General features: G+C 63.1%; 24 protein-coding genes. 7 read left to right on the top strand and 17 right to left on the bottom strand.

Annotated features, from left to right (window positions below; all coding sequences use genetic code 11):
* Nucleotides 1-97: 97 nt before the first annotated feature.
* The 8 genes from RFM98_RS01945 to cpaB form a co-directional block, all read right to left on the bottom strand.
* Nucleotides 98-571: a hypothetical protein gene (locus RFM98_RS01945; RefSeq protein ID WP_320307257.1), complete on the bottom strand. Its 474-nt coding sequence runs from the start codon at nucleotides 569-571 to the stop codon at nucleotides 98-100.
* A 407-nt stretch (nucleotides 572-978) separates the two neighbouring features.
* The gene (locus tag RFM98_RS01940) at nucleotides 979-1,941 is read right to left on the bottom strand and encodes a type II secretion system F family protein (RefSeq protein ID WP_320307256.1); all 963 of its coding nucleotides are present in this window, start codon (nucleotides 1,939-1,941) and stop codon (nucleotides 979-981) included.
* 1 nt (nucleotide 1,942) lies between these two features.
* Entirely contained in the window at nucleotides 1,943-2,908 is a 966-nt protein-coding gene (locus RFM98_RS01935) for a type II secretion system F family protein (RefSeq protein ID WP_320307255.1), read from the bottom strand.
* Between the two features lie 4 nt (nucleotides 2,909-2,912).
* Nucleotides 2,913-4,334 carry a TadA family conjugal transfer-associated ATPase gene (locus RFM98_RS01930; RefSeq protein WP_320307254.1) on the bottom strand — a complete coding sequence of 474 codons (1,422 nt, stop codon included), beginning with the start codon at nucleotides 4,332-4,334 and terminating at the stop codon, nucleotides 2,913-2,915.
* Nucleotides 4,331-5,545 carry a CpaE/TadZ family protein gene (locus RFM98_RS01925; RefSeq protein WP_320307253.1) on the bottom strand — a complete coding sequence of 405 codons (1,215 nt, stop codon included), beginning with the start codon at nucleotides 5,543-5,545 and terminating at the stop codon, nucleotides 4,331-4,333. Before RFM98_RS01925 ends, RFM98_RS01930 begins: the two co-directional genes overlap by 4 nt.
* 13 nt (nucleotides 5,546-5,558) lie before the next feature.
* A complete protein-coding gene (locus tag RFM98_RS01920) occupies nucleotides 5,559-5,834 on the bottom strand; it encodes a hypothetical protein (RefSeq protein ID WP_320307252.1) in 276 nt (91 codons plus the stop codon).
* 4 nt (nucleotides 5,835-5,838) lie between these two features.
* Nucleotides 5,839-7,254 carry a type II and III secretion system protein family protein gene (locus tag RFM98_RS01915; RefSeq protein WP_430682236.1) on the bottom strand — a complete coding sequence of 472 codons (1,416 nt, stop codon included), beginning with the start codon at nucleotides 7,252-7,254 and terminating at the stop codon, nucleotides 5,839-5,841.
* Between the two features lie 52 nt (nucleotides 7,255-7,306).
* On the bottom strand, nucleotides 7,307-8,224 hold the full coding sequence (gene cpaB / locus RFM98_RS01910) for a Flp pilus assembly protein CpaB (RefSeq protein ID WP_320307250.1): 918 nt from the start codon (nucleotides 8,222-8,224) through the stop codon (nucleotides 7,307-7,309).
* 254 nt (nucleotides 8,225-8,478) lie between these two features.
* Between cpaB and parE the strand changes: the two genes are divergently transcribed.
* Both parE and RFM98_RS01900 read left to right on the top strand, forming a co-directional pair.
* A complete protein-coding gene (gene parE / locus RFM98_RS01905; RefSeq protein WP_320307249.1) occupies nucleotides 8,479-10,533 on the top strand; it encodes a DNA topoisomerase IV subunit B in 2,055 nt (684 codons plus the stop codon).
* A gap of 40 nt (nucleotides 10,534-10,573) precedes the next feature.
* Nucleotides 10,574-12,655 (top strand): FUSC family protein, encoded by a 2,082-nt coding sequence (locus RFM98_RS01900; RefSeq protein WP_320307248.1) that lies wholly within the window; start codon nucleotides 10,574-10,576, stop codon nucleotides 12,653-12,655.
* Between the two features lie 454 nt (nucleotides 12,656-13,109).
* On the opposite strand, the gene RFM98_RS01895 is transcribed toward RFM98_RS01900, so the two are convergent.
* A complete protein-coding gene (locus RFM98_RS01895) occupies nucleotides 13,110-13,445 on the bottom strand; it encodes a nucleotidyltransferase domain-containing protein (RefSeq protein WP_320307247.1) in 336 nt (111 codons plus the stop codon).
* 58 nt (nucleotides 13,446-13,503) lie between these two features.
* Nucleotides 13,504-14,625 carry a DUF2336 domain-containing protein gene (locus RFM98_RS01890; RefSeq protein ID WP_320214616.1) on the bottom strand — a complete coding sequence of 374 codons (1,122 nt, stop codon included), beginning with the start codon at nucleotides 14,623-14,625 and terminating at the stop codon, nucleotides 13,504-13,506.
* 152 nt (nucleotides 14,626-14,777) lie between these two features.
* Between RFM98_RS01890 and RFM98_RS01885 the strand changes: the two genes are divergently transcribed.
* Together RFM98_RS01885 and RFM98_RS01880 are read left to right on the top strand one after the other, a co-directional pair.
* Nucleotides 14,778-15,230 carry a MaoC family dehydratase gene (locus RFM98_RS01885; protein WP_320307246.1) on the top strand — a complete coding sequence of 151 codons (453 nt, stop codon included), beginning with the start codon at nucleotides 14,778-14,780 and terminating at the stop codon, nucleotides 15,228-15,230.
* A complete protein-coding gene (locus RFM98_RS01880; protein ID WP_320307245.1) occupies nucleotides 15,230-16,111 on the top strand; it encodes an HpcH/HpaI aldolase/citrate lyase family protein in 882 nt (293 codons plus the stop codon). The genes RFM98_RS01885 and RFM98_RS01880 overlap by 1 nt, the downstream gene beginning before the upstream one ends.
* 4 nt (nucleotides 16,112-16,115) lie before the next feature.
* Here the strand turns inward: RFM98_RS01880 and RFM98_RS01875 are convergent, their stop codons facing one another.
* A complete protein-coding gene (locus RFM98_RS01875) occupies nucleotides 16,116-16,790 on the bottom strand; it encodes a methyltransferase family protein (protein ID WP_320307244.1) in 675 nt (224 codons plus the stop codon).
* Nucleotides 16,791-16,931: 141 nt separating this feature from the next.
* Here RFM98_RS01875 and RFM98_RS01870 point away from each other — a divergent pair, with 141 nt between their 5' ends.
* Nucleotides 16,932-17,669, top strand: coding sequence for a TetR/AcrR family transcriptional regulator (locus tag RFM98_RS01870; protein ID WP_320307243.1), 738 nt, complete (start codon nucleotides 16,932-16,934; stop codon nucleotides 17,667-17,669).
* On the opposite strand, the gene RFM98_RS01865 is transcribed toward RFM98_RS01870, so the two are convergent.
* Complete coding sequence (locus RFM98_RS01865; protein ID WP_320307242.1) at nucleotides 17,670-18,251, bottom strand: nitroreductase family protein; 582 nt, start codon at nucleotides 18,249-18,251, stop codon at nucleotides 17,670-17,672.
* 164 nt (nucleotides 18,252-18,415) lie between these two features.
* Between RFM98_RS01865 and RFM98_RS01860 the strand changes: the two genes are divergently transcribed.
* Nucleotides 18,416-19,381 (top strand): RgsD C-terminal domain-containing protein, encoded by a 966-nt coding sequence (locus RFM98_RS01860; RefSeq protein ID WP_320307241.1) that lies wholly within the window; start codon nucleotides 18,416-18,418, stop codon nucleotides 19,379-19,381.
* A 137-nt stretch (nucleotides 19,382-19,518) separates the two neighbouring features.
* On the opposite strand, the gene RFM98_RS01855 is transcribed toward RFM98_RS01860, so the two are convergent.
* From RFM98_RS01855 to yidD, 4 genes are all read right to left on the bottom strand, one after another.
* Nucleotides 19,519-20,460, bottom strand: a complete 942-nt coding sequence (locus RFM98_RS01855; protein ID WP_320307240.1) for a lysophospholipid acyltransferase family protein — start codon at nucleotides 20,458-20,460, stop codon at nucleotides 19,519-19,521.
* A gap of 185 nt (nucleotides 20,461-20,645) precedes the next feature.
* Entirely contained in the window at nucleotides 20,646-22,619 is a 1,974-nt protein-coding gene (thrS, locus tag RFM98_RS01850) for a threonine--tRNA ligase (RefSeq protein ID WP_320307239.1), read from the bottom strand.
* Nucleotides 22,620-22,783: 164 nt separating this feature from the next.
* Nucleotides 22,784-23,596, bottom strand: coding sequence for a class D beta-lactamase (blaOXA, locus tag RFM98_RS01845; RefSeq protein ID WP_320307238.1), 813 nt, complete (start codon nucleotides 23,594-23,596; stop codon nucleotides 22,784-22,786).
* Between the two features lie 147 nt (nucleotides 23,597-23,743).
* Nucleotides 23,744-24,118 carry a membrane protein insertion efficiency factor YidD gene (yidD, locus tag RFM98_RS01840; protein ID WP_320307539.1) on the bottom strand — a complete coding sequence of 125 codons (375 nt, stop codon included), beginning with the start codon at nucleotides 24,116-24,118 and terminating at the stop codon, nucleotides 23,744-23,746.
* Between the two features lie 317 nt (nucleotides 24,119-24,435).
* On the opposite strand from yidD, the gene RFM98_RS01835 reads away from it, so the two are divergent.
* On the top strand, nucleotides 24,436-25,350 hold the full coding sequence (locus RFM98_RS01835; RefSeq protein ID WP_320307237.1) for a LysR substrate-binding domain-containing protein: 915 nt from the start codon (nucleotides 24,436-24,438) through the stop codon (nucleotides 25,348-25,350).
* On the opposite strand, the gene RFM98_RS01830 is transcribed toward RFM98_RS01835, so the two are convergent.
* The gene (locus RFM98_RS01830; RefSeq protein ID WP_320307236.1) at nucleotides 25,347-25,793 is read right to left on the bottom strand and encodes an iron-sulfur cluster assembly scaffold protein; all 447 of its coding nucleotides are present in this window, start codon (nucleotides 25,791-25,793) and stop codon (nucleotides 25,347-25,349) included. The two genes, RFM98_RS01835 and RFM98_RS01830, sit on opposite strands and share 4 nt — an antisense overlap.
* Between the last annotated feature and the right edge of the window lie 75 nt (nucleotides 25,794-25,868).

The following is a 25,868-nucleotide window of genomic DNA, read 5'->3' as shown; positions in this document are numbered from 1 at the left end:
TTCGACTGCTACCTCGACTTGACTTCGATACAAGGTTTACAAAGCGTCGACTTTCAGAGGGAAAGCCATTTGCAGGGCTTATGTAATGGAAACTTGATCAGCTCTTGTTCAGCAGGGCCAGGTTGGCATTGACCACGGTCTGGTCGGCCATCGCAGCCTTGGCTTCGAGCAGCAGGATCCTTGCCTTCTTCTTGTTGCCGCGCAGGAGCTGCGAATAGCCCATATTGTTGACGATCTGCGGCTTGCGCCCGGCGACCCTCAGCAATTGGACATAGGCGCGATCGGCGAAGTCGAAACGGCCAAGCTCGTCATAGGACGCGGCAAGCCCCATCCAGGCTTCGGCATTGTCGGATTTGAGTTCGACCGCCTTGCGGAAATGCTGTTCGGCAAGGCCGAAATTCGCCTCGCGGAATTGCGCTTTGCCTTCGACGAGGTCGCTGGCGCTGACGTCCTTTGCCACCGGCTGGATCGCCGTGGTCTTGGTGGTGTCGACGTTGTTGTTGGTCGTACAGCCGGTAATCATCAAGACGGCCGCCAACGCCGCCGCTGCCCTGGGAAGTCTCTGACGCATGCCCCTGCCCCATCGCCCGATTTGCCGGGTCGTTCTTCAGGAAAAGACCATACAGGGGAGCGATTAAGCTTCGGTGCCGAAATGCAGCTAAATTTTGGTTGCCCGCCAAGGGTGTATTAACCAAGCACCAGCGCCCTGAGATGCCGCCTAAAGCGCGTCGCGCTGAACCGGATTCAGGCGACGCGCTTTAGGTCTTTGTTTTGATGCATGTCGTTGTCCCAGAATCGCTGCACACTTCTGGGCGACATGCATTAGATTTAGTTCGGGCCGAGTCGAAAACGGTGGATTCCGAAAACCGGCCTACGCCGGCCGCAGCCTTCACGGGCGGAGACGCTCATGAGGGCTTCGGCCGGCGAAGGCCGGAAGCGCAGGAAGCCGCCGTTTGCAGACCGGCCTTACCTGAATCCTCAGTGTGCCGTCAGCTTCACGATGATCGGTATGATGGCGATCATCAGCACCACCGGCAGGATGCAGACCGTCACCGGAACCGACATCTTGGCCGGCAAGGCATGCGCCTTCTCCTCGGCCAGCGACATGCGCTTGTGCCGCATTTCATCGGAGAAGACGCGCAGCGAGCCCGACAGGCTGGTGCCGAGCTCCTTGGATTGCTGCAGCAGCGTGGCGAAGGAGCGAACCTCATCGAGGCTGAGGCGGTCGGCGAGCGCCTTCAGCGCGTCGTCGAGGCTACGGCCGGCCCGCAATTCCAGCGACACCAGGATCAGGTTCTGACTGAGCGACGGATAGCTTCTGGCAAGCTCCTTGGAAACGCGCTCGATGCCTGCCTCCATGCTCATGCCGGCATCGGAGCAGACGATCATCAGATCCATGAAATCGGGAAAACCGTTGCGGTATTCGCGCATCTTCTCGCGAATCTTCTGCGTCAGCACCAGACCCGGCAGGAAATAGCCGCCGGCCCCCGACAGGATAATGAAGGTCCAGCGGCTGGTCATGGTCGACTCGGCGCTCGCGGCCCAATGATTGACCAGGAACGCGCCAAGCGCCGCGCCGACCAGGGTGGCGAAACGGATCAGGAAGAACATGCCGACGGCGCGCGGCTCCATATAGCCGGCCTGGATGAGTTTCATGCGCAGCCGCGCGACATTTTCCGGGTCGCTCTTGGCATAGAATTCCTGCGCCCGTTTCACCGCCTTCTCGCGCACGGCACTGGTGTTCTTCTTGGGCTTGGGCTCGGCCTGCTCGACCGGCTGCGTCGCCTCTACCTTCAGCCGGCGCTTGACCTCGCTGCGATCGCCCTTGGCGAGCACCAGCGGCCAGGCGACAGCGCCGCCGCCCAGCACCAGAAGCAGCACGGCAACCGGCATCGGCGAGGTCGGCGCGAGCGAAGCGAGGAAGCGAATGATGTCTTCCATCTCAGAACCTGAAATTCGACATCTTGAACATGATGGCGTTGCCGAGCAGCAGCCAGATGACGGCGCCGCTCAGCATGTACCAGGTCTTCGGCACGCCCCAGACATCTTGGTAAAACTGCGGCATCAGCACCATGATGGCGGTGAACAGAAGCACCGGCACCGCGGTCAGGATGTAAGCCGACATGCGCCCTTCCGTCGAAATGGAGCGTACCTTGCGGCGCAGCTTGCCGCGATCGCGGATCGTCGTGGACAGGCCGTCGAGGATCTCGCGCAGATTGCCGCCCGAACTGTTCTGGATCGACACCGCCGTGACGAACAGCGGCAGGTCCTCGTGGCCCACCCGGTCGAACAGGTTGTTCAGCGCCGAGACGAGATCGGAGCCATAGGTCACCTCATCGGCGATAACGCCGAACTCGGTGCCGATCGGATCGGCCATCTCGCGCGACACCATGGCAATCGCCACCGGCACCGGATGGCCGGCCTTCAGGCCGCGCGTGATCAGCTCCAGCGCCTCAGGCAATTGCATCCCGAAACGCTTGTGCCGGCGCTTGCGCATGAAGCGCATCGCCATCACCGGCAGCACCGGCAACAACACGATAAGCAGGATCAGGCCGAACAAGAGCGGCAAGCCCTTCCAGATCGCCACGAGCGCCAGCGCGAGAGCGATCCCCGATGTGATCATCAGGAATCTCGACAGCGGCGTGGTCATGCCGGATTGCGTGCGCAGAGCGCGGAAGCGGTCGAGGGAAAAGATGGAGCCACCGCCGTCGATCCCGCGCTCCTTGCGCAGTTGGATCAGCACCTGCTCCTGGCTGATCTTGTTTTCTGCAAGCTTCATGCGGCGGTTGATCGCCGCGCGCTTGTCGCTGCGCCCGGCATAGAGCAGGTAGCAGCCCTCGGCGATCATGATGCCGGTGAGCGCCGCTGCCGCGTAGACGACGTAGATTGGGCTGAAACCCTCCAACACCGGCCTAGTCCTGTGGCCGGCCGGGTTCGAAATACTTACCCGGGAATTCGATGCCCATGTTGCGCAGGTCCTCGAGGAAGCGCGGGCGGATGCCGGTCGCCTCGAAGTGACCGAGGATCTTTCCGTCCGCCTCCATGCCGGTGCGCACGAAGCGGAATATCTCCTGCATCTGGATGACGTCGCCTTCCATGCCGGTCACCTCCGCGACGCTGGTCACCTTGCGCTTGCCGTCGGAAAGGCGCGTCAGCTGGACGATGATGTCGATAGCGCTGGAGATCTGGCTGCGGATCGACTGCACCGTCATCGGCATGCCGGTCATGCCGAGCATCTGTTCCAGGCGCGAGATGGCGTCGCGCGGCGTGTTCGCGTGGATGGTTGCCATCGAGCCTTCATGGCCGGTGTTCATCGCCTGCAGCATGTCGAAAGCTTCCTCGCCGCGGCACTCGCCGAGGATGACGCGGTCGGGACGCATGCGCAGCGCGTTCTTGACCAGGTCGCGCTGCTTCAATTCGCCGTGGCCCTCGATGTTGGCGGGGCGCGTTTCCATGCGCGCGACATGCGGCTGCTGCAATTGCAGCTCGGCCGCATCCTCGATGGTGATCAGGCGCTCGTCTTCCGGAATGAAAGCCGACAAAGCGTTGAGCATCGTCGTCTTGCCGGTGCCCGTGCCGCCGGAGATGATCGTGGTCTTGCGGGCATGCACCGCCGCCGCCAGCACCTCGGCCATGTTCTGGGTGATGGCGCCGAATTCGACCAGCTTGTGCAGGCCGAGCTTGTTTTTGGAGAATTTGCGGATCGACACCAGCGGGCCGTCGACGCCGACCGGGCGGATCGCCGCGTTGAAGCGCGAACCGTCGAGCATGCGCGCGTCGACCATCGGCTGCGATTCATCGACGCGACGGCCGACCGCCGCGACGATTTTATTAATGATTCGAAGAAGATGCGCCTCATCCTTGAATGGGATGTTGACCTGCTGCAGCTTGCCGCGCTTTTCGACGAAGCAGTTCTGGTGACCGTTGATCAGGATATCGTTGATCTCGGGGTCCTTGAGCAGCGGCTCCAGCGGGCCGAGGCCCACCATCTCGTCGACGATGTCGTCGACCAGCGCGTCGAGCTCGGCGATGTTGATCGCCATCCGCTCCTCGCGCGTCTTTTCCGAGACGAATTCGTGCACCTGCCGGCGCATCTCATCCTTGGGTAGCCGCTCCAGCGCCACGAGGTTGATCTCTTCGAGCAGCATGCGATGGATACGCACGCGCGCATCGAGCACCTTGTTGGCGCTTTTTGCGGGCGCTGCTTCAGGCTTCGGCGGCGCTGGCTTGCGCGTCGTCGGGATGATTACCGCGTTGTGCGTGACGGGCACGGGTTCCGGCGCCCGCAGCGGACGGACGTCGCGGCTCTGCAGATTGGAAAAGCGGCTGCTCATCCTGCCTTCCTTTTCAGCAAGCCCTTGCCCAGGCCGAACAGCGACTTCGACTTGACCATGGTCTGGACGGCCTCCTCCGGCAGGATGATCTTCTTCAGGTCGTTGACGACATTGGCGTTGGGGTCGATAGCGTGCAGCGGCACGCCGCGGTCGACGGCCTCGCGCACCAGCCGGTAGTTGTTGGAGATGCCACCGACGAAATGCTCGCCGAGGATGTCCTGGACATCGGCCTGCTTGATGCCGCTGTCGAACATCTTCTGCTCGAAGCGGTTGACGATGACGTTGGGCTTCACTTCCTTGCCGGCCGTCTCGTAGACGGCCTGGATGAGACGCTGCGTATGGCGCAGGCAAGGCACCGTCATCTCGGCGACGATGTAGAGCTTGTTGGAACCCAGCAGGACCGTCTCGGTCCAGGGAAACCAGGTGCGCGGCAAGTCGATGACGACATTGTCGAAATAGGCCGCCACGAGGTCCAGCATGCGCACCACCACATCGGTCTTGAACGAGCGCATGTCCGAGGGACGCGTCGGCGCTGCAAGCACGCACAGTCCGCTCGCATGCTTGGACAGCATCACGTCGAGCAGTTGCCGGTCGAGGCGTTCCGGCTGGTTCTCGATTTCGGTGATGTCGAAGCGTGGCTCGAGGTCGAGATATTCGGCGCAGGCGCCCTGCTGGAAATTGAGGTCGACCACGCAGGTCGAGGCGCCCCGCGTCACCGAATGATGCAGCTGGAAGGCCGTCTGCAGGGCGAGCGTGGTGGTGCCGACACCACCGGCGGCCGGCATGAACGTGTAGATCTGCGATTCCGTGTTTTCTTCGCGCCCCGGCCCTTGCAGCGCACGGATGGCGGAACGCACGAGATCGGCCGTCGTAATCGGCTTGACCAGGAAATCGGCGACCTTGAGCTGCACCAGGATGCGCACCGCCGCCGCGTTGAATTCCTGGGTCACGACGACCACCGGAACGCTGCCCTCCAGCCGGCGCATGACGCGCTGTAGCGACTCGATCTCTTCCAGCTTCGCCGCATCCATGTCGACGATGACCGTGCCGAAATCCGCCTCGAGGATCTCGCCGCGCAGCTCGTTGATGCTTTTCTCGACCGTCAGAAGCTCGATGACTTCGGAAGCGGTGAAGGCCGTCCGCGTATCCTGCACAAACACCCTGTCGGTGGAAACGAGCAGGATCTTCTTGGTCTTGGTGCCAGATGCCATCGTCGTCAGCCCATCAATTCGATGTCGTTGATGATGATGTCGGCGGCGCCGACCCGGATCCGGCTTTCGCACCCACGGCAGCGCTCTCGGAACCAGGACGCTGGGCTGGCACCAGAAGCCTGGTGTTCTGGACACCGTACTTCCAGGGATCGACCATCTGCATGACGGTGTTGGATGCCTGCGCGTTGCCGACTCCGGGCGTCACCCCTTCGGTGCGCACATAGTCGTCGCTGGTGCAGCCACTGACGAAACCGGTCAGGAATAGAGCAGTCCAAAGGGCGATGCGCATGGCCTTAGTCCTTCGGCAGGTCGAGGAAGTGGCCGGACGTCGCGGCGGCCACCGGGCGGGCGGCGCTGCCGTCGGCCAGCGCCACCGGACGCTTCGGCGCCGAGGCGTCCACTTCCTCGGTGTTGTTGAGGAAATAGTCGGCGTTGCTCGGCGGCCGCGTCCCGTCGGTCGGCTCGACCATCTTCTTCGACGGGTCGACCGGCTTGACCAGGTAAGGCGTGACGATGATCACCAGGTCGGTCTCGCGCCGCTGATAGGATTTCGAGGAGAACAGCGAGCCCAGCACCGGCAGCTTGCCGAGCCCCGGCAGTCGCGAGGTCGTGATGTCGTTTTGCGACTGCAAAAGGCCTGCGATCATGAAGCTCTGGCCGTTCTTCAGGTCGACCGATGTCCTGGCGCGGCGCACGATAAAGGCCGGAATGGAAATGCCGCTGCTGACTTGGATAGAGGCGGAAGTGTCGATCGAGGACACTTCCGGCGCAATATCCAGGCTGACCAGCCCATCCTTGAGGACGGTCGGCGTGAAATCCAGGCCGACGCCGTACTTCTTGTAGGTGACGCTGATCTTGCCGTTGTCCTCGGAAACCGGGATCGGGAACTCGCCACCGGCAAGGAAGCTTGCCGTCTGGCCCGAGCGGGCGATCAGGTTCGGCTCGGCCAATCGTCGAGCGAGACCGCGTTCTTCCAGCGCCTTGATGGCGATATCGATCGAAATGCCGTTGGACAACAGCCGGCCGATGATCTCGCCGGTGCCCGCCCCGGTCACCGTTCCGGGATCGATGACGACGTCACGGCCGCCGAGGCCGTAGGCGAAATTGGCAGCGTATTTGACGCCGAGATCCTGACCGGCCTGGCGGTTGATCTCGACGAAGCGGACGTTGAGCTGCACCTGCTGCGACGACGAGATGTTGACCGAGTTGATGACCTCCTCGTTGCCGGAAAAGCGCGACGCGATCTTGCTGGCCTTGTCGGCGGCGACCGCATCATCGGCCTCGCCCGACAGCACGACGCGGCCGTTCGCCGAACCGACCCTGATCTTGGCGTCGGGCACGCTGGCGCGGATGGTGCTGGCCAACTGATCGGTGTCCAGCGTCACCTCGATGTCGATGGTGCCGACAAGCTGCTTGTTCTGGTCGAACAGGGCGATACCGGTGGTGCCCAGGTTGTTGCCCAGCACATAGAAGGACTTGTCGGTCAGCGGGTTGACGTTGGCTATCTCCGGGTCGCCGATGACGATTTGGTAGAAGGCAGCGCTCGTCATGATCGTCTTCGGCTTGCCCTTGGCGACCTTGATAGAGGCGTTCTTGTTGGCCGAGACATAGACGATGTCATTGTCCGCCCTTGCCTGCGTGGCGAAGCCAAGCATTGCCAGCGACACCGCCAATGCGATCGCGCCAAGAGGGCGCCATCCTCCGGTCATCCGAAATGCATCAAACCCAAACATCTTGCCCTGTCCCGCCGGTCCCCACCGGCTATTGCTGCAATTCCTGCGGCGGTACCCGCGAAGGAACCTTGTATTCCTCGACCTTGTCGCCGCGCGTCACGATCACCGTCTTGAATTTCGGCTCGTCGGTATCCTTCGTCACCGCGTTGACGAGCGAGGCTGCGCTTGCCTGCGCGTTCGCGGCAACCGAGCCGCCGAAGGACGAGATGGTCGTGAGTTCGCTTTTGCTGGCGCTGGCGTCGGCAGCCGAACGCAAGGACAGCGACAAGGTGCCGACGGTACGGGCAAGCGCCACTTTCTGGGCCCCTTCGTTGGTCACCTCGATGGTCACGGAATTGGCGATCTGCGGCTCGGTCTTTCGCTCGTCGGCGCCCTGTCCGACCGAAAGCACCTTGGCGTCGGAGACGACGATCTCGGAGGTGACGGTCGAGCCGGCAGCCCCTTGAGCATTCTTGGAGACTTCCTGGATGTCTCCCGCGTCACGTGTCAGAACGACGTCGACGCGATCTCCCGGCGTGACGAAACCGCCAACGCCGGCGATCTCATCGGTGCGGATGGTGACGGCCCGCATTCCCGGCGACAGCATGTTGGAAAGGGTGGCGCGGCCGTTCGGCCCCGACAGCTTGGCGAGCAGCACCGGTTCGTTGACCTCGATCGGCGACAGCACGACCCGGCTGCCGTCGGCGAGCAGCTTGTCGATGGTCGGGAAGGCACCTTGCGGCAGGGAATCCTGCGGCCACGGGATCTCTGCGAGTTGCGCGCGTCCGAGTTCCATGCCGTAGCGCAGCGGCGCTTGCGCCACCACGATGGTCTTGAACTCAACCTTCGGCTGCGGCGCGACGACAGTGACCACCTTGGTCTCGGTCTCAGCCTTCGCCTGGCTTTTGACCCAGAAATCCGCGGCAAAGATCGAGATCGCGCCGAAAACGGCGGCGATGCCGATCATGGTTATGGCCCTGCCCCTCACAACGAAACCCCTGACGCCCGTGGTCTTTTGTTAGTTGGGCCTCACGCTAGGCGTTAATGTTAAAGAATCAGGAATCCCGGGGCGCCCAATTCGCCCTATTTCGGCCGGCTTGGTTATCGAATGGTTTTGGAATAAGAGACAGTTTGATCCCTGAACGGAACAGGAACTCGTTCGCCCGCCAAAAGCGTGGCAGTATCGGCGACTGATTCGCATTACCGGACGCTAGGCCCAGCATGGACGACAGCAACGACCTCTTCGGCAAGATGGAAAAGCCGGCACAGCCGGTGCGCGCGCCGTCGCGCCCCGCCGATCCGCTCGTGCAGGCCGCGAAGCGTTCGAGCGCCGCCCGTGACGGCAGTGAAAGCTACAGCGCCGCCGATATCGAGGTGCTGGAAGGGCTTGAGCCGGTGCGCCGCCGTCCAGGCATGTATATCGGCGGCACCGACGACAAGGCGATGCATCACCTGTTCGCCGAGGTCATCGACAATTCGATGGACGAAGCTGTGGCCGGCCACGCCACCTTCATCGACGTCGAACTTTCCGCCGATGGCTTCCTGACCGTCACCGACAATGGCCGCGGCATCCCGGTCGATCCGCATCCGAAATTCAAGAAGCCGGCGCTCGAAGTCATCATGACGACGCTGCATTCGGGCGGCAAGTTCGATTCCAAGGTCTATGAGACCTCCGGCGGCCTGCACGGCGTCGGCGTCTCCGTCGTCAACGCGCTGTCCGACCATCTCGAGGTCGAAGTCGCGCGCGGCCGTCAGCTCTACCGGCAGCGTTTTTCGCGCGGCATCCCGGTGAGCGGTCTTGAGCATCTCGGCGAGGTCCACAACCGCCGCGGTACCAGGACCCGCTTCCATCCCGACGAGCAGATTTTCGGCAAGGGCGCCGCCTTCGAGCCGGCCCGGCTCTACCGTATGACGCGCTCGAAGGCCTATCTGTTCGGCGGCGTCGAGATCCGCTGGACCTGCGATCCGTCGCTGATCAAGGAAAAGGACCAGACGCCGGCCAAGGCCGAGTTCCACTTTCCCGGCGGCCTGAAGGATTATCTCAAGGCGACGCTCGGCGACGAGTTCCAGGTCACGCGCGAGATTTTCGCCGGCAAGAGCGACAAGCAGGGCGGCCACGGTTCGCTGGAATGGGCCGTGACATGGTTCGGCGGCGATGGCTTCCTCAACTCCTACTGCAACACCATTCCTACTGGCGAAGGCGGCACGCATGAGGCCGGCTTCCGCAACGTCTTGACGCGCGGACTTCGCGCCTACGCCGATCTCGTCGGCAACAAGCGCGCCTCGGTCATCACCACCGAGGACGTCATGATCTCGGCCGCCGGCATGTTGTCGGTGTTCATCCGCGAGCCTGAATTCGTCGGCCAGACCAAGGACAGGCTGGCGACGATCGAGGCGATGCGCATTGTCGAAAACGCCCTGCGCGATCCGTTCGACCACTGGCTGGCCGACAATCCGCAGGAAGCCTCGAAGCTGCTGGAATGGGTCATCGCGCGCGCCGACGAGCGCGTGCGGCGCCGCCAGGAGAAGGAGGTCTCGCGCAAGAGCGCGGTGCGCAAGCTGCGCCTTCCGGGCAAGCTCGCCGACTGCACGCAGAATGCGGCCGCCGGCGCCGAGATCTTCATCGTCGAGGGTGACTCGGCCGGCGGCTCAGCCAAGCAGGCGCGCGACCGCGCCAGCCAGGCCGTGCTGCCGCTGCGCGGCAAGATCCTCAACGTCGCCAGCGCCGGCAACGACAAGCTTGCCGCCAACCAGCAGATCTCCGACCTGATCCAGGCGCTCGGCTGCGGCACGCGCTCGAAGTATCGCGACGAGGACCTGCGCTACGACCGCGTGATCATCATGACCGACGCCGACGTCGATGGCGCGCATATCGCTTCGCTGTTGATCACCTTCTTCTATCAGGAGATGCCTAACCTGATCCGCGGCGGCCATCTCTTCATGGCGGTGCCGCCGCTCTATTCGATCCGGCAAGGCGGCAAGGTCGGCTATGCCCGCGACGATGCTCACAAGGACGAACTGCTGCGCACCGAGTTCACCGGACGCGGCAAGGTCGAGATCGGCCGCTTCAAGGGCCTGGGCGAAATGATGGCCTCGCAGCTCAAGGAGACCACGATGGATCCGAGGAAGCGCACGCTTCTGAGGGTCGATGTGAGCGACGCCGAGCAGGCCACCAAGGATGCCGTCGACGCGCTGATGGGCACCAAGCCCGAGGCGCGCTTCCGCTTCATCCAGGAGCGCGCCGAATTCGCCGAGACGGACGTGCTGGATATCTGATCGCCTGCTGGTCCATAACAGCTCCGGTACGGAGACGATTGTGACCTGGACGCGGTTGAAAGAACTTGCCGAGACACCGCTCCGCGGGCTGACGCAGCCGACCCGGTCGGACTGGATCTTCGCCCTGCGCACGGTTTCGGCGGGGCTGATCGCGCTGCTTGTTGCCTACGCGCTGAAACTCGACCATCCGCAATGGGCGATGATGACGGTGTTCATCGTCGCGCAGCCGGTGGCCGGCATGGTGCTGGCAAAGGGCTTCTACCGGCTGCTCGGCACGCTGGCCGGTGGCCTGGCCGCGGTCGGCATTACATCCCTGTTCGGCGCCGATCCCTGGCTGCTGGTCACCGTGCTGGCGCTCTGGATCGGCGTCTGCACCCTCGTCTCGTCATTGCTGCGCAACCCCGAAGCCTATGGCGCCGCGCTTGCCGGCTATACGGCGATGATCATTAGCCTGCCGGCCCTGGGAGAGCCGCATGTCGTCGTCGATCTTGCCGTCGCGCGTTGCGCCGAGATCGTGCTTGGCATCGTCTGCGCCGGCGTCACCAGCCGGCTGATCCTGCCGAAGCTCGCGGCCGACGCCATCATTTCCAGGCTGAAGCGCAGCATCCTCGACCTCGCCGAATATGCCGGCGGCGCCTTTTCCGGTGGCGATCCGGCAAGCCTTGCCGCGCTCCAGCGCAAGCTGATCACCGACGCCCAGTCGCTCGCCGAAATGCGTACCTATGCTCGATTGGAAGCGCCGAGCTTCGCCACCCGCGCCCACCCGGTGAGGCGCACGATCGGTCAGCTTCTGTGGGCGCTTTCGGCGGCGCGCACACTGCACAGCCATCGCGCGCCGAAGAATGCAGCGCTCATCCCGATGCGCCGGGACTTGAAAGCTTTCGTCAACGAACTGGCGGCGACACCTGGCGCGCTCGATGACACAGGCCCTTGGGTGGCCCGCCTCGACGCGATCGCGGGCAGGGCCAAGGAGATGCCGGCCCTGCCCAACGATACGGGCCCAAACGATACCGGCGAAGACAAGGTTGGCACCATCACCCGCCTCACCATTGCCGGCGATTTCGCCGAGGCGCTGAAGCAGGTCTTGCGCGGGCTGGACGCGCTTCGCTCGCCCATCTCCCGGAAATCGAATGAGCGAAGCCAGCCGGCGCTGGTCGTCCACCGCGATTATCAAGCCGCGTGGCGCAACGCCGCGCGCGCCGCGCTCGCGACCTTGCTGGTGGCAATCTTCTGGTTGACGACCAAATGGTCGGAAGCAGCCGGCACCGTCATTCTCGTCGCCGTCGTCTCCAGCCTGTTCGCGGCGCGCCCCGATCCGGTGCGGTCCGCCTGGGGTTTCTTCACCGGCACACTGATTGCGCTGCCCTTCGCGTTCCTCGTCGGCCAGGTCGCGCTGCCGGCGCTGCCTGGCTTCGGTTGGTTCACGCTCTTCGTCGTGCCGATCATGGTGCCCGCGGCGCTCGGCATGGCCAATCCGCGCCATGTCGGCGTCGCCACCGCTTTCGCCATCAACTTCCTCGCCTTCCTCAGCCCGCATCAGCAGATGATCTACGATCCCGGGCCGTTCTTCGCTGGCTCGGCCTCGATCCTGGTCGGCATCCTGATTGCCATCGGCGTCTTCATCGTCGTGCTGCCTGCCGATCCCTGGGTCACCGTAGAGCGCATCTCGCAGGCGATGCGCGAGGATCTGGCACGGCTTTGCCTGCATGAACGAATACCCCGGCGTTCCGCTTTCGAAAGCCTGGCCTATGACCGGATCAACCAATTGATGCCGCAGGTGCAGCGGGCGGGCCGCAAGGGCGACCCCATTCTTGGCGGCAGCATCGCCGCCGTCACTGTCGGCCTGGAGGTGCTGCGGTTGCGCCACGCGCAACTGAACTCCGCCGTCCCACACGAAACAGTCGAATCCGTCGGCAATTTCCTGCGCGGCCTGGCGCGCGAATTGCTGTTTAGACGACCAGGCGAGCCGCAGACCGCGACCATCGCCGTGGCGCGGCAATATGCGGCCAGCATCGCCGAGCGCAGCGATCGGTTCGAAATGCTGCAGATCGCCGCCTCGCTGCGCATCATTGCCGCGGCGATAGAAGATTATCCGGATTTCTTTGCGAGAAGCCGGGGATAGCTTAATCCAGGCTCTGCGGCTTCTCATCGGGGCGACTACCATGGCCGGCTTGGTATCATCCGTGAGGTCAACCTCGAAGTGGCTCGCAACCCGCAGGATCAGTTTTGAAATGCCATCGATAGCTTCTTGAAGTTTTTGCTTATTCGGAGCCGGAGGTATCCGCCCCGACGGCGACGGATACCGAAAGGTCGTTGCATAGGCTTCCAGCCACGAGAAAGATTTCAGTGCAGGTTTCTCCGCATTGTCTTCCGGAAATCGCCTTATCACCTTATCCAACTGATGCGCGTCATGACGCTCGATGTGAATGGCTTCGGATGTTGCCAGGGCTCGAATAACCTGCTCAAGCGCCTGCTCGCTCAGATAGGCAGTATTGCGGGAACCTGAGCCAGCCAGGACAAATGCATCGCTGATGCACCCGTTCGCTAGCCGAAGGGCACTGGCTATGGTCCACTGATCAGACATCTAGCCGATAGCCGTTTCGGGCAATGTCATACGCAATCGTGTTCTTTGAGTCCCAGCTCGCTGCCAATTCGCCGGATTTCGTGGAAAGGATTGTAGCGGGAATACCGATTTCGTTCTTAATTGCCCAGGCTACCAACGGATCAAGCAATCCGGGCTCCGCATCATCTGGCAGGGCAACGAGAATGTCCCAGTCGCTATCCGGACGGCCGTCTCCGCGCGCTCGGCTACCAAACAGCCAGATGGACTCCGGATTCAAGCGGACTTTGATCGCATCAATCAAAGGTTGAATTTCGACCGGAACACTTCGCATCTTGGAAAGATTGCCCATCACTCAGACATAGTACCAGATTTTCAAGGTACAACGCCATCGTGACACATCGAACTGGCTAGGCCGCGGCGATGGCCAATGCATGGCCGCGCGCGTTTTCGCGCAAGGCGTCGAGATGGATCGACTTCACCAGCCCGGCAAGATCGCCCTCGGCGGATTGGCCGCCGAGTTCCTTCAACATCAGCCAGCTCACCTCCTGCACGCCGGCGACACGCCGGCCATTGGCGACCTCGCGCCAGATCTTTAGCGCGCGCAGGATGATGGCATGTGTGGCAGGTGCAAGTCCGGCGCTGCGGAACAGCGCCTGCAGCGCAACGTCATGCCCGCCGGCGAGAAGCGCCGTCACCCGCTGCTCGGACTGTTGGGCGAGCGCCACCAGCATCGAGCCGAAGAAGTCGACCTTGCCATGCGCGATGGTGCGGATGATGAAGCTCGCAGTAAGGTCGCCGCGCAGTCTCAGATGCTCGATCAGCGCTGCATGCTCTTCCATGCGCGTCCCCTCGATCAGCGTCACCGAGGCCTTCACGCAGGCGTCGCGCATCACGCGATCGGCGCGCGCGGCACCCATCATCGCCAGCACCAGCGGCGAACCTTTCAGCGTTTCGCCGAGCTTGACCAGCAGCATGTGCCGGCAGTCGGCGGGCAGCCGCCGATCGGCTATCAGCGCCTCGCGCACCAGCGGCAGATGGCCATGCCGCTCGGCCATGCGGCGAAAGCTCAACGAAGCAATCTCCGCGCCGCTGTTGCCGACCAGCACGGCACAGGCTTCCGGCTCGCCGATCTCGGCGATTGCCGCCGCCAGCGACATCGAGACGACCGGACGGTTGGCGATCAGCTTCTGCGTCGCCTTCTGGCCGCAGGCGACGCGTTCGACCAGATCGGCATCGGTTAGCAGCGGCGAACGCGCCAGCACCAGCGCCGCCACTTCCGGCTGGTCGGCGGCCAAAGCGCTGATCACCTGCGGCGGCGCGTGATGGCTCATCGACAGCGCCTCGGCGAGCGCCAGGCGCACCTTGGCGGAAGCGTCATCCAAAAGCAGCGTGAGCGCTGCCTCGGCGGCACAGCGATCCTCGAACGGCAGATCGGAATTGATATAGGCACGCGCCAGCGCGCTCGCGGCGGCGGCGCGCTCGGAAACCCTTGCCGTATCAATCCATTTTAGAAAGTGCGAAACAACCATGCCGACCAGCTACGCCCTTTGCCGGAATGTTCCCGGCCCCGCTGGAAACCGTAGGCCGGAAATGGTTTACGAACGGTTCACCATGTTTCTTAACCGGCTTGATGGAGGCGCAACCAACGCCTATCAAGCAGAGGAATTGGAGAAGATCGACCATGGCCGGGCTTTACCTGGAAGAGTTTGTCGTCGGCCATGTCTTCCGCCACACGCTGCGCAAGACCGTCACCGAAAGCGACAACATGCTGTTTTCGGTGATGACGCTGAACCCGCAGCCTTTGCACATCGATTTCGACTTCGCCGCGAAGACCGAGTGGGGCAAGCCGCTGGTCAATTCGCTGTTCACGCTCGGCCTGATGATCGGCATTTCGGTGAACGACATCACCGTCGGCACCACTGTCGCCAATCTCGGCATGAAGGAAACCACCTTCCCGCATCCCGTCTTTCACGGCGACACCATTCGGGTCGAGACGACGGTCGTCTCCGTGCGCGAGTCCAAGTCGAAACCCGATCGTGGCATCGTCGAGTTCGAACATCGCGCCTACAATCAAAATGACGTTCTTGTCGCCAAATGCAACAGGCAGGCGATGATGCTGAAAAAGGCGGCCTGATGCGCTCGCTGCTGTTCGTGCCCGGCGATTCCGACCGGAAGCTTGAAAAAGGATTCGGGTCCGGTGCCGACGTGGTCATCGTCGATCTCGAGGATTCCGTTGCCGCGGCCAACAAGGGTCCGGCACGCGCGACCGCGGCGCACTTCATCTCGAGCCAAAGGCGCCGGACAGGTTCCGCCGTCTATGTGCGGGTCAACGACCTTTCCACCGGCCTCACCGACGACGACCTCGCGGCCCTTGTTCCGGTGAAGCCCGACGGCATCATGCTGCCCAAGTCGAACAGTGGTCAGGACGTGCAGCAACTTGCGGCGAAGCTTCGGGTGCATGAGGCCGAAAGCGGGCTGCCGGACGGCGGCATCAAGATCCTGCCGATCATCACCGAGACCGCGGCGGGCGTCCTGGCGGCGGCAAGCTATGCCGGCACGAGCGCGCGGCTCGCCGGCCTGACCTGGGGCGCGGAGGATTTGTCGGCGGCGATCGGCGCGCGCGCGGCCCGCGACGAGAACGGCCGCTACACCGACGTGTTTCGCCTGGCGCGTACGATGACCATTCTGGCGGCCGGCGCAGCCGAAGTCGCGGCTATCGACACCGTCTTTCCCGACTTCCGTGACATGGCCGGTTTCGAGAAGGAATGCCGCGAGGCCGAGCGCGACGGCTTCACCGGCAAGATGGCGATCCATCCGGCGCAGGTGCCGGTCATCAACGCCGCATTCACGCCATCCGCCGAAGCGGCCGAGCAATCGCAGGCGATCGTCGACGCCTTCGCGGCGGCGGGAAACCCGGGCGTCGTCGGCATCGGCGGCAAGATGTACGACCGGCCGCATCTGCGGCTGGCCGAGCGGCTACTGGCCCGCGCCAGGGCGGCAGGGATTTCAGCCTGACCCGCTACCAGACCATCGGGATCAGTTTGTAGCGGACGCGCGCGGCGTAATCGTCATAACCCTGCAGGCCGGTCCGCAAAGTCTTTTCCTCGATGAAGGTGCGGATGCCAAGCAGGACGATGAAGACGAGCACGGATGCCAACCCCCACCAGGAAGCAAGCAGCAGCGCCGTGCCGGCAAAGAAGAAAATGGCGCCTGCATACATCGGATGACGGACGTAGCCGTACGGCCCGGTCGTGATGACCTTCTGGCCACGTTCGTCCTGGATCTTCACGACGGGCGCCGCGAAGCTGTTTTCCATCATCGTCAGGTAGCAGATCCAGATGCTGAGCAGCAGGATGATCGCGCCAACCACTTGCAGCCATAGCGGAACGGCCGACCAGCCGAAGCGGAAGTCGAGCCCCATCAGGACCTGCCAGGCAAAAATGCCGATGAGCAGGATGGAAAGCAGGATCTTGTCGGCCGCGGCCTGGCCCTTCTGGATTGGCGGGCTGAGCCGCTCATTCATCAGGCCGGGATCGCGCTGCGCGAGCGTCACGCCAAGCGTCAGGCTGAGTCCGACCATCAACACCAGATAGACCCAGGCTCCCGACCAGCGCAGCGTTCCGGCCGACAAGAAAAGCAGCGCCCCCATGAGGCCGAACCACACGAATGTCTGGAGAACCAATCTTGAGATCATGACCAACCTTCCATGACATTTCGCCCAGCCGCAATTTGGTCGAATCCGACCGATGGTCTATTATACCGACCACCGGTCGGATTCTCAAGATACGCCTTGCGCTCTGGACGAGAACGGTCAGCTTATGCACAAGGTTTCGCCATGCCCCGCATCATCAGGCACCCGGAACTCAGGCGCGAAGAACTGCTGGACCATGCCCAGGCCCTGTTCCTGACGCATGGCTACGACAGAGCGAGCCTCAACGACGTCATCGCGGCGGCCGGCGTCTCAAAAGGCGCCTTCTATCACTACTTCGCTTCCAAGGAGGCCCTGCTGGAGGCGTTGGCGGAGCGTTTCGCAAGACACGCGCTCGCCGGCGTCCAGGAGATCGTCAATGATCCGAACCTCGATCCGCTTGCACGACTGAACGCCCTGCTGGCCACGTCCCGCCAGGCCAAGATCGACACCGCGCCGGAAGCATGGGCGTTGTTCGAGACGCTGTTTCGTCCGGAAAACCTGGTGCTTTTCCACCGCATCAATCTGGCCGCCAGCAAGTCCTTCTCACCCGTGCTGGTGGAGATCATCAGGCAAGGCGTCGAGGATGGTGCCTTCCGCACTTTCGATCCGGAGGGTGTGGCCGACATCGTCATGCAGTTCGGCCTGGCGACGCATGACGTCACCGCCAAGGCGCTCGCCGGCGGCAGCGATGCCGATATGGAGGTCGCCATCGAGGCCCTGGAGAAACGGGTGCGGCTTTACGAGATAGCGCTCGACCGCATCCTCGGCCTTCCCGACGGCAGCATCCGGATCGGCGAACCGGGCTTCGTGCGCACCGTCATGACCGCGCGTCGCGGTAGTCCTGCTGCGACGGCCGCGGCTTCCAAGCGCGCAGGGCTCTGACTAACCGGCCGGACCGGTGTAATCGGCATAAAGCTTCGCCGGATCGGGCCGCGGCCGTTCCGGAGCCGGCCCCTGATAGGAGCCGATATGGACGAAGCCGACGACGCGCTCCTGCGGCGAGAGCCCGAGGATCGCCCTGCCCTCGGCGACGTCGGAATACCAGTTGCTGATCATGTTGGTGCCGTAGCCCAGCGCGTTGGCCGCTATCATCAGGTTCATGGCCGCCATGCCGCCCGACAGGAACATCTCCCACTGCGGGATCTTCGGGTTCTCCTTCGGCACCGACACGACCCCGATCACCAGCGGTGCGCGCGAGAAGCGCGCCAGTTCCTGGTTGCGGCGACCCTCGGGCAGCGGTCCTTCGCGCTGCTCGGCAAGCGCTGCCAGCTTCTTGCCGATCTCGATGCGCGCCTCGCCGCGATAAAGGATGAAGCGCCAGGGCTCGAGCCGGCCGTGGTCGGGAACGCGCGAGGCCGCCGCGATCATCGTCGCGATCTCGGCATCGCCGGGCGCCGGCTCCTTGAGATCCGGGATCGGCGCGGAATTGCGGGTGAGCAGGAAGTCGATGATCGGCGACGCCATGGGCGCGAGTCTCCTGGAAAGCATTCGATTTTGAGCTGAAGCACGCCAATCGGGAAGTCGGGCGGCTCGGGCGGTGGCGTTTTGCGCCGGATAAGGAGCCGCTGGCGGAAGCAACGCACTCCTGGGCCTTGAAATTGCCACCGCCTTGGGCTTCAACGCAAGGCATGTTTGAGGGGTATCTGCGCCTTTTCGTGATCGCACTCGTCGCTGCGTTGTTCGCGGTGCCGGTTTCGTTCGCGCTGGCCCAGAATGCCAACGATGTCGGCGACATCAAGCTGCCGGGCATTTCGAGCTACGCGACGCCGAAGACCGAGGGACCGCTGGCGCTGGGCAATGGCGGCGCGATCACGCTGTCGGCGCAGTTGACCGACAAGGGTGCCGACATCACCCGCGGCATCGTCTGGCGGGTCTTCAAGCCGCAGCCGACCAGCGACGGCAAGCTGCCGATGGTTGCGTCCGCCCATGGCGGTACCGCCGTGTTCCAGCTCGACCCCGGCAGCTATCTCGTCCATGCCTCCTATGGACGCGCCGGCGCCACCAAGCGCATCACCGTCGGCAAGGTGGCCCGCCGCGAAAGCCTTGTGCTCGACGCCGGCGGCCTGAAGCTCGACGCCGTGACATCGGGCGGCGCGCCCATCCCGTCGAAGAAACTACGCTTCTCGATCTATGAAGGCGAGGCCACGGCCAATGGCGACCGCCCGCTGATCGCCCCTGACGTCGCGCCGAACACCGTGGTGCGACTGAACGCCGGCACTTACCATGTCGTCTCCACCTATGGCGCGGTCAACGCCGTGATCCGCTCCGACATCCGCGTCGAGGCCGGCAAGCTGACCGAGGCGACCGTCGAGCACCGCGCCGCCGAGATGACGATGAAGCTGGTGCGCGAGCCCGGCGGCGAGGCCATTGCCGACACGTCCTGGTCGCTGCTCAACGAATCCGGCGATCCGATCAAGGAAGCGGTCGGCGCCTTCGCCTCGATGGTGCTGGCCGAGGGCCAGTACACCATCATCGCCAAGAACCGCGACCGCATCTACCAGAAGGACTTTGCGGTCGTTGCGGGCCAGAACCAGGAAATCGAGGTTCTGGCCAATGAATCGTCGGCCATCGACCCCGAGGAAGGCGCGGACTAGCTAGTTCGGTTTGGCATTTCATGGAACGGCGAACCGCCCTGTTGTTTGACGCAATTCCGGACGGAAGGCTACGGCGAAGCGCCGAGCCTAACCGCTTCACACTTTTCCTGGAATTTGCCCTGCGACAGCTGGCGCTGTCAGGCCGCCTTGCGCATCCGCTTTGGCAGAAACGGCACACGGCCGCGCTGCGCGGCCGGCGTCGCCAGGTCGAAGACCGAGCGATAGAGGCGGTCGAGCAGCGCCTTGCGGTCGCGCAGCGGCTCGAGGTCGCTCCATCTCAGTACTTCGCCGATACGCACCTCGATCGCCTTGCCCGACAGGCGGGCGAACTCGCGGATGAGCAAGGAGGTGCGCAGCGTCAGCGATGCCTTACCGATGAACTTGGCCAAGCGGCTATCGCGCTCGGCCATGTTCATCGGGCCGCTGACGAGATGGAACAAGCGGCCGTTCTGGCCGGAAAAATGCATCGGGATAACCGAGGCCTTGGCGTCCTGGATGAGCTTGGCCGGAAACATCTTCCACGGCAGGTCGATGGCACGGCCGAAGCCCTTCGGCGCCGTGGCGACGCCGCCGGCCGGGAAGACGACGATGGTGACGCCTTCCTTCAACAGCCGTACAGCTTCGTGGCGCACCGCCATGTTGTTCTTCAGCGCTTCCTTGGTCTCGGAAAAATCGATCGGCAGCGAATAGGGTTGCATCTCCCGGATCCGGAGCAGGTCCTTGTGGATCATGACCCGGAACGGTCGGCCCAGTTGCTCGACAAGCGACAGCACCGCAATGCCGTCGCCGATACCGAAGGGATGGTTTGCGACGATGACCAGCGGCGTATCCGGTAGCTCGGCCGGCGGCCATTGAACGGCGTTGCGGACCTTGACGTCGATCAATTCCAGCATGCGGCTGAACACGCGATCGCCGGTCGGCACCACCTGGCGGCGCCAGAAATCATAAAGCACGGCGAAGCGGTCGCGGCCGGACAAGCCCTCGACGGAATGGATGAACCAGCGCGTCAGCACCGGTTGATGCGCGTTGGCATAGGAGAGCTCGGGAAAACGTCTTTCCCGAAGTTTCAACTTGAGCATGGCGGCTCGTTACAGGGCTGGCGTGACAGGCGTATGAAAATGGCGGTGGACACCCCACCGCCATTTTACTGCATGTCGCCCAGAAGTGTACTCGGTTCTGGGACAACAACATGCATAAAAACAAGGACTAAAGCGCGTCGCCTGAATCCGTTTCAGCGCGACGCGCTTTAGGGCGTGCTGGTAAGTCAGGCTGCGCGACGCTTGCGGTCGGGCGAGACCGCCTCGTCGGCGAGAGACTTCACCGCATCGTCGAGCTTCAGCGATTCCTGGTCGCGGGAGCCCAACCGGCGGACATTGACGGTTTCCTCTTCCGCTTCGCGCTTGCCGCAGACGAGGATGACCGGGACCTTGGCCAGGGAATGCTCGCGTACCTTGTAGTTGATCTTCTCGTTGCGCAGGTCGGCTTCGGCGAGCAGCCCCGCGGCCTTCAGCCGCCCGACCACTTTCAAGGCGTACTCGTCCGCATCCGAGGTGATCGTCGCCACCACCACCTGCAGCGGCGCGAACCACAGCGGGAAATGGCCGGAATAGTTCTCGATCAGGATGCCGAGGAACCGCTCCATCGAGCCGCACACCGCGCGATGCACCATGACCGGCTGCTTCTTCTCCGAATCCGAGCCGATATAGAAGGCCCCGAAACGCTCCGGCAGATTGAAGTCGACCTGCGTGGTGCCGCATTGCCATTCGCGGCCGATGGCGTCCTTCAGCACATATTCGAATTTCGGCCCGTAGAAGGCGCCCTCGCCCGGATTGATCGAGGTCTTGATGCGATTGCCGGAGCGCGCGCGGATCGTCTCCAGCACATTGCTCATGATCGCCTCGGCATGGTCCCAGGCCTCGTCGGTTCCGACGCGCTTGTCCGGCCGGGTCGACAGCTTCACGCTGACCTCGTCGAAGCCGAAATCGGCATAGGTCGACAGGATCAGGTCGTTGATGCGCAGGCATTCGGCAGCGAGCTGCTCCTCGGTACAGAAGATATGCGCGTCGTCCTGCGTGAAGCCCCGCACGCGCATCAGCCCGTGCAGCGCGCCCGACGGCTCATAGCGATGCACATTGCCGAACTCTGCAAGTTTTACTGGCAGTTCGCGATAAGACTTCAACCCATGCTTGAAGATCTGTACGTGTCCAGGACAATTCATCGGCTTCAGCGCGAAGACGCGGTCGTCGTCGGTGTCGTCGCCGGCGACCGTGACCTTGAACATCGCGTCGCGATACCAGCCCCAGTGTCCCGACGTCTCCCACAGGCTCTTGTCCAGCACCTGCGGCGCGTTGACTTCCTGATAGCCGTGCTCATCGAGCCGGCGGCGCATGTAGTTGATCAGGTTCTGCACCATCTTCCAGCCCTTGGCGTGCCAGAACACGACGCCCGGACCCTCTTCCTGAAAATGGAACAGGTCCATCTCGCGGCCGAGCTTGCGGTGGTCGCGCTTCTCGGCTTCCTCCAGCAGTGTCTGGTAGGCCTCGAGTTGCGCCTGGTCGGCAAAGGCCGTGCCGTAGATGCGCGTCAGCATCGGATTGTTGGAATCGCCGCGCCAATAGGCGCCCGCCACCTTCATCAGCTTGAAGGCATTGCCGATTTGACCTGTCGAAGCCATATGCGGACCGCGGCAGAGGTCGAACCAGTCGCCCTGCGCGTAGATCTTGAGGTCCTGGTCTTCGGGAATGGCGTCGATCAGCTCGAGCTTGTAGCGCTCGCCCTTGTCGGCGAAGACCTTCTTCGCCTTCTCGCGCGGCCAGACCTCCTTGGTGAACGGCTTGTTGCGGGCGATGATCTCGCGCATCTTCTTTTCGATCACCGGGAAATCGTCCGGCGTGAACGGTTCGTTGCGCGCGAAGTCGTAGTAGAAACCGTTCTCGATCACCGGCCCGATGGTCACCTGCGTTCCCGGCCACAGCTCCTGCACGGCCTCGGCCAGCACATGCGCCGTATCGTGGCGGATGAGTTCCAGCGCGCGCGGGTCCTCGCGGGTGATGATCTCGACCTTGCCGGACTTGCCGAGCGGATCGGAAAGATCGCGTACGGTGCCGTCGAGGCTGTAGGCGACAGCCTTCTTGGCCAGCGACTTGGAGATCGATTCGGCTAGGCCGGCGCCGGTCATCGCCGCGTCATACTCGCGGGCAGAACCATCGGGAAATGTCAGGGAAACGGAATTCGGCATCAGGATTCTCCTATCCAGTCCCGCAAACGAGCGCGGGTGGTGAAATGCAAATCGCAAGCTGAGTGCGGCATGCAGAGGTTAGCCGGAGGCGCCAATAACATGGACGACGGTCGGCGCGCAGTCTTTTATGAGGAGTTTCCGCCGCCGTAAAGCCGCCAGCCGTTCTATTTGATGAGGCCGGGCAGGTCCTTCAAAAATGCTGCCCGCGTCGCAAGGCCCTTCGGCTCGCCGGTACGCTTGGCATCCACGACCAGTCTTGCAAAGACGATGCGGCGGCCGCTCTTCTCGGCCCAGCCGACGAACCAGCCGAGCGAGCGCTTGCCGTCCTGGCCGAGCCTGGTGCTGCCGGTCTTGCCGTGCACCGTCCAGTCGCCGGCCGCGAAGGCCGGAAGGATCGCCTTGGTCATCTCATGCGCCTTCGCCGACACCGGCATCTTGCCGGCGAGCAGCTGGCGCAGGAAAGCCGTCTGCTCGACCGGCGATATTTCGAGCGAGGAATTTATCCAGGATTGCGTGAGCCCATTGTCCTTGCTGGCATCGCCCGCGACATCCTTGTTGCCATAGCCGAATTTCGACACATAGAAGGCGAACTTTTCAGCGCCGAGACGCCGCGTGATCTCACGCGAGTACCAGACGATGGAATCGCGTTCCCAGATCGTCGGGTCGACGGTCTTCCGGTCGCGCTTCGCCGCCTTGAACTCCGGCTTGTAGTCCCAGCTCGGCGTATGCTGGTCGCTCAGGATGCCGGCATCATAGCCGATCAGCGCCAGGGGCACCTTGAAGGTGGAAGCCGGGCTGACACGCTGATCGCAAACGCCGTCCTGATAAAGCGTTTCGCCGCTTTGCTGTTCCTGGATCAGCGTGCAGTGGATGTCGTCGAGCGGTGCTGACTGCGCCCGCACCGGCAAGCCGAGCATCCAGGCCAGAAGGAAAAGGACGATGGCAAAAATGAAGGGATAGCGGTCCATCTGGCGCATAGCGAAACTCACTCCTGAACGGGATTGCAGGCAGCGGCTTAGCGAGGCGTCTTGTCTCGATTTTGTCTCAAATTCGCAGTGTTCGTGCAGCTTCGCGTTAACCCTACCGGATCGTAAAAATTCGACCGTTCGTCACCGCGCGAGTGATCAGATTTCGGGCTGGCCGTGTTGTTTGCCGATGCACCAGTAACGCCAGGGCGTGAACCAGACATAGCGCCGGGCAAGCGTCTCCGGAACGCGGTCGATGCCATGCGTTCCGAACGGTCCGCAGCGCAAGATTCGGAACAGCCCCATCCAGCCGCCAGCCCACAGGCCATGGCGGGCGATCGCCTCATGCGCATATTCGGAACAGGTCGGCAGATGCCGGCAGCTGTTGCCGACAAAGCCGGAGAGCGTCAGTTGATAGAGGCGCACGAGCGAGGTGCCCAGGATGCGCCCGGGCGTCCTGCGCCAAGGCCCCGGCCAGTTGCGCCCGCGCTGCACCGGACGGACGCCATGTGTATGCCCGGAATGGTCGCCCATCTTCTCCGCAGCCTGTTTCACTGCGCGATAGATGTGGGCTTCGGCGCTGAAACGCAATGCCCTCAAGGCCTGGAGCGCCGGGTGGGATAGCTGTTGGCAGGCGGGACATGGTGGCAGCAAGCATACCGATGTCCGTGGCCACCGCCGTCCCGCAAGGCTTCGCCGTGCCATTGAAAGGTGGCAATCCGCATGACGTCATTCAAAATGGCCAGGAGTTGGTTCATGGCGGTGCTCCTTTGAGCACCGATTAGACTGCTGCTGGTCTTCCTCCTCAAACGAGTATAATTTCCTGATCGGATAACTTGAGGTTATGCGACATGAAACGAGGACGCCTGCCGCTGACGGCGCTCAGGAGCTTCGAGACGGCCGGCCGGCATTTGAGCTTCAGCCGGGCGGCCGAGGAGCTCTACGTTTCGCAGGCCGCGATCAGCCGGCAGATCCGCGAGCTGGAGACTTTTCTTCGTCAGCCCTTGTTCTTGCGCCTCCACCGCCGTGTTGAACTGACCGATGCCGGCCGCCGGCTACTCGATCGCCTGGTCAGAAGCTTCGACGACATCGACAAGGTGGTTTCGGAACTTGCGGGCTCATCGGCACAGTCGGTAGTGCGCGTCAGCGTCGAACCTTCGCTTGCCGCAGTATGGCTGGTGCCACGGCTCAACCGCTTTCGCCAGTTACGGCCAGATATCGACGTTTCGCTCGAAGTCGATGTGCGGCTGATCGAGTTCCGCAGTGACCAGGCCGAGCTTGCCTTGCGCTTCAGCGCGCACCACAAGTCATGGCCGCGCAGCGAGGCCGAACATCTGGCGCCGGTCATCGCTTCACCAGTGCTGTCGCCCGCTCTGCTCGCATCCGGCCCAGCGCTGCGCAAGCCCGCCGACCTACGCGCCTATACTTTGCTGCACGAGGAGAACCGCCAGGGCTGGACCCGCTGGTTCGAGGCGGCGGGCGTCACCGGCGATGCCCATCCGGAGCGCGGCCCGATCCTGGCCGATACTTCGCTATCGAAACAGGCCGCCATGCTCGGCCATGGCGTGGCATTGGGCGACCTGATGCTAGTCAGAGAAGAATTGGTATCCGGCGCGTTGATCAAGCCATTCGACACCGATGTCGTCTGCGGCGCCTACTGGCTTGTCGGCAGAAGCCTCGGCGCGCTATCCGAGCCCGCTGCCGCCTTTGCCGACTGGATCCGCGATGAATTTGCCGAAAGTCGGTGCTTGCCGGAAGGTGTTTAAGCCGCCTGTTCGGCGCGCTTCCTCTCGATCTGGCCGATCGCATCGACCACCGCGTCGAAGGTCAGCATGGTCGAGGCATGGCGCGCCTTGTAGTCGCGCACCGGTTCCAGATATTTGAGGTCGGCGAAACGGCCTTCGGGCGGCGCGCCGTTCTCCTTGAGCATCTTCAGCATGGTTTCGCGCACGGCGCGCAATTCGTCGGCGTTGGCGCCGACCACATGCTGGGCCATGATCGACGACGAGGCCTGGCCGAGCGCACAGGCCTTCACGTCGTGGGCGAAATCGGTCACCACGTCGCCGTCCATCTTGAGGTCGACGGTGACGGTCGAGCCGCACATTTTGGAATGCGCCCTGGCCGTCGCGTCGGCATCGTCGAGCCGGCCGATCCGCCCTATGTTTCCGGCGAAGCCGAGAATTTTCGCATTGTAGACGTCGTCGATCATATTTTTCCAATCCGTCGCCGCCCAGCGAACAGGCTTTGCCGCTCTCGCGTCTTCCTTTCGCTCTGCTAGAACCAT

The organism is Mesorhizobium australafricanum, assembly GCF_033977265.1.
GTDB classification, from domain to species: Bacteria; Pseudomonadota; Alphaproteobacteria; order Rhizobiales; family Rhizobiaceae; genus Mesorhizobium; species Mesorhizobium australafricanum.
This window is presented reverse-complemented; position numbering and strand designations above follow the sequence as displayed.